General features: G+C 78.1%; 4 protein-coding genes and 1 pseudogene. All 5 read right to left on the reverse strand.

What is annotated here, in order from left to right:
- Nucleotides 1–788, reverse strand: a pseudogene (locus ABT299_RS52365) (hypothetical protein); the annotation flags it as partial.
- Nucleotides 785–1,267: a hypothetical protein gene (locus tag ABT299_RS52370; RefSeq protein ID WP_500255432.1), complete on the reverse strand. Its 483-nt coding sequence runs from the start codon at nucleotides 1,265–1,267 to the stop codon at nucleotides 785–787. The gene ABT299_RS52370 and the pseudogene ABT299_RS52365, both read right to left, overlap by 4 nt.
- Nucleotides 1,264–2,436 (reverse strand): molybdopterin-dependent oxidoreductase, encoded by a 1,173-nt coding sequence (locus tag ABT299_RS52375; RefSeq protein WP_500255433.1) that lies wholly within the window; start codon nucleotides 2,434–2,436, stop codon nucleotides 1,264–1,266. The genes ABT299_RS52370 and ABT299_RS52375 overlap by 4 nt, the downstream gene beginning before the upstream one ends.
- A complete protein-coding gene (locus tag ABT299_RS52380; RefSeq protein ID WP_387018755.1) occupies nucleotides 2,412–3,029 on the reverse strand; it encodes an SAM-dependent methyltransferase in 618 nt (205 codons plus the stop codon). The genes ABT299_RS52375 and ABT299_RS52380 overlap by 25 nt, the downstream gene beginning before the upstream one ends.
- Entirely contained in the window at nucleotides 3,026–3,562 is a 537-nt protein-coding gene (locus tag ABT299_RS52385) for a TIGR04282 family arsenosugar biosynthesis glycosyltransferase (protein ID WP_500255434.1), read from the reverse strand. The genes ABT299_RS52380 and ABT299_RS52385 overlap by 4 nt, the downstream gene beginning before the upstream one ends.

Below are 3,562 nucleotides of genomic sequence, written 5' to 3' on the forward strand. Positions count from 1 at the left end.
GACGATCTCGGAGCGGCCGGTCGGGCGCCGCGGGCGGCGAGCGCCGTCAGCGCGGTCCCCCACGCGCCGACCGCGAGGAAGAACGCGTCCATCGCGGTCGCGACCCACAGCGCCAGCGGCGCCAGCACCAGGAACGGAACCGCCGCCCGCGCCGCCCGCTCCCCCGCGACGCACCGCAGCGTGACCGCGATCGCCGCGACCGCCGACGTGCCCGACGCGATGACGAACGCCGCCGCCCACCCGGTCCCGGGCAGGCCCGCCTTCTCCAGAGCCCACAGCGCCAGCGTCGGCAGCGGCGGATGCCCCCGCACGTGCGTGGTGTAGCCGCCGAGCCGCTCGGTGAAGGTCCGCAGCCACTCCAGCGGGTCGGGCCGCACCTGCGCCAGGCCCGCCGGGTACTCGGTCGGCGCGTCCAGCGGCCGGGCGAGCGCGCCCCACCCGTCGGACACGGCGAGCGCGACCGCCCACAGCGCCGCCCCCGCCCACGCCACCACCGGCAACACCCGCCACCGCAGCCGCGACGCCGCCCACGGCAGCGCCATGACCAGCACGGCGGCGGCCGCCACCGCCGGAGCCATCCGCCAGGTCAGCGGATGCGAGCGCGCCCGCGCGTGCAGCGGCGGCAGCGCGTCCTCGGTGGCGAGCCCGGCGCGCCGCAGGTACCAGCCGGCGGCGAACACCGCCGCGATCCCCGCCGCCCACACCGCCACGGCGATCCAGCCCGGACGGCTCCCGCGCCGCGCGACCGGGGCCGGGACGTCCTGCGGCCGGGTGTCGGTGGCGGTCACCTGTCCCCCTCCTTGCGCCCCGGCCGCCGTCCCGGCGGGACGGCGCGGTGCGCTCCGCCGCTCATGCCGTGCCGCCGCCCGCGCCCGGCGACCGCCCGCCACGCCAGCACCGCGACCGCCACGGCGCCGATGAGCCCGACGACGATCGCGAGGTTGCGGCCGTAGGGCAGCGGCAGCTGCGACGGGACGTCCGGGCGGCGCCCGTAGCCCAGGACGAGCGGGATCGCCACCGCCGTCACGCACGCCGCCACCACTAGCGCGCCGCGCAGCACCCGCCGGTAGGCGACCGGGATCCAGCCCGTCACCAGGCCCGCGGCCAGGACCACCGGGACCAGCACCCCGTCGTGCAGGACCGCTGCGCCCACGAACCACGCCGCCCAGCGCGGCACCGGGACGTCGGTGACGATCCCGCTCAGCCCGTACCCGATCAGCGCCGTGCCCGCCGCGTACGCCGCGTACCTGGCGATGGGCGCGTTCATGCGACCACCAGCCGGCCGACCCACTTGGTCTGCATGACGCCGGGGCGGTTCGGCGCGATGAGCCGGCACGGGTACCCGTGGTCGAGGTCGAGGGGTTCGCCGTTCACCCGCAGCGCCAGCAGCGTGAGGGGGTCGTGCCAGTGCGGCGGACGCACCTCCGAGGTGCGGTAGAGGCCGCGGGGTTCCAGCGATTCGACGCGGACGTCCGCGTCGTCGTCGACGCCCGCCATGCGCAGCACGTCCCGCAGCCGCACGCCCTCCCAGTCGGCCTCCGCGCTCCAGCCCTCCACGCACGCGATCGGCAGCCGCGCCGTCCGCATCGGCATGGCCTGCAGCTGCGCCAGCGACAGGGTCAGCTCCCGCCGAACGCGCCCGGTGACGGTGAGCCGCCACCCCGGGTCGCGGGCGAGCGCGGTGACGCCCGACCCGGCCGCGGACTTGTTGACCGGCAGCCCCTGCGGCCCGATCCCGGGACGGCGCGGCGCGAGCACCGCCAGCCGCGCCAGCGGCGAGACCGTCTCCCCCACGGTCGTCGCGACGACCACGCCGCTCGCGCCGAGCACCGTCAGCAGGAACGTGCGGCGCCGCAGCCCGCCCTGCGGCCGCGTCATCACCGTCCGGCGCGTCTTGGCCCACTCGTTGGCGATGTGGATCAGCAGCGCGCCGATGATGATGTAGGCGGTCCAGTAGTGCGCGGTGGTGAAGAAGAACCGGAACGCGTACCAGTAGTCGATGTTCATCACGCCGGTGACCAGCTGGAACAGTGACCCGCCGACGAGGACGAACACCATCAGCCGCTCGATCGCGTGCCCGGCCGAGCGGACCGGCGGCCACTGCAGCAGCCGCGGGTAGACCGTCCACAGCTTGGCCAGCAGCAGCGGCACCGCCGCCAGGCCGGTCATGACGTGCAGGCCCTGCGTGACCCGGTACAGGTTCACCGGGCGCGACGGCCACGTCATCCAGTTCGCCGGGTTCTGCATCAGGTGGCTGACCAGGCCGGTGCAGAACGCGACGAGGAAGCAGGCGCCGAGCGCGATGCCCAGCCACGCGGCGACCCGCTCGTCGTGCAGGCGGCTGGTGAAGCGCTGCGGCAGCGTCGTCAGCGCTTCCGGCGGCACCGGCCGGCGGTCGAGGAGAGACCGGGTCAGGGACGCAGGGCGACGAACCATCGGCCGGCCTCCTCCCACCGCTCGGTGACGGCCGCCCCGCACGCGGCGGCCAGCGCGCCGGCGCCGTCGGCGGACACGTGCGCCCAGGGGAACCACTCGCCGACCGCCCGGCCCGACCGCAGCCGCAGCGGCTCGGTCCGCGTCCCCGCGCCCGGCGGGTCCACCTCCGCCAGCACCCGGCCGCCGGGGCCGAGCAGCCCCAGGACGCGGCGCAGCAGCGCGGCCGGGTCGCCGCCGATGCCGATGTTGCCGTCGGCCAGCAGCACCGTCCGCCACCGCCCGGCACCCGGCACCCGCCCGAACACGTCCCGGCGCAGCGCCGGGGCGCCCGCCGCGATGGTCAGCGCGACCGCGCGCGGCGCCACGTCGATGCCGAGCACCGGAAGCCCCCGGGCGGCCAGCGCGGCCGCCAGCCGTCCCGGGCCCGACCCGACGTCCAGGGTGGCACCGGCGCAGCGGTCCAGCAGCCCGGCGTCGCCGGGGCGCAGCGCCAGCCAGTCCTGCACCGGCAGCGGGCGGCGGCGGCCGTCGGCGTGCTCGATCTCCACCGGCGCGGCGCCGCGCAGCGCCTCCTCGTACAGTTCGCCGATCATGCCGGGACGGTCCTGGTCCCGAGGGCGCGGACGGCCGCGGCGAACCGGCCGCCGGGCGCCCGCGCGGCGACGGCCTCGGCGTCGGCCGGGGTGTCGACGTCGGTCAGCGCCGGCATCGCCGCCACCGTCAGGCCGGCGGCGCGCAGGCGCGCGAGCTGGAGCGTTCCGGTGTCGGGCCGCGACATCGGGACGCCGCGCAGCAGCCGCGCGTCGGGGCGGCGCAGCCCCAGCAGCCAGAAGCCGCCGTCGCGCGCGGCGCCGAACACCGCGTCACGGCCGCGCAGGGCGCGCCCGGCGCGAGCCAGCAGCGCGGGCGTGACCTGCGGGGTGTCCATCCCGATCAGGACGAGCGGGCGGCCGTCGTAGGCGTCGGCGAAGGCGTGCGCGAGCCGCTCGTCCAGCCCGGCGCCGGGCGGGGGCAACCACAACAAACCGCCGGGCCGCCACGGCCCCGGCGGTCCCCCCAACGCCGCGAACCCCCGGCGCGCGGGGGCGGCCGGCCCCCCCCCCGACCGGGTGTAGGCGCGCGCCAC

This window comes from Spirillospora sp. NPDC000708, assembly GCF_040299565.1.
Classification (GTDB): Bacteria; Actinomycetota; Actinomycetes; order Streptosporangiales; family Streptosporangiaceae; genus Spirillospora.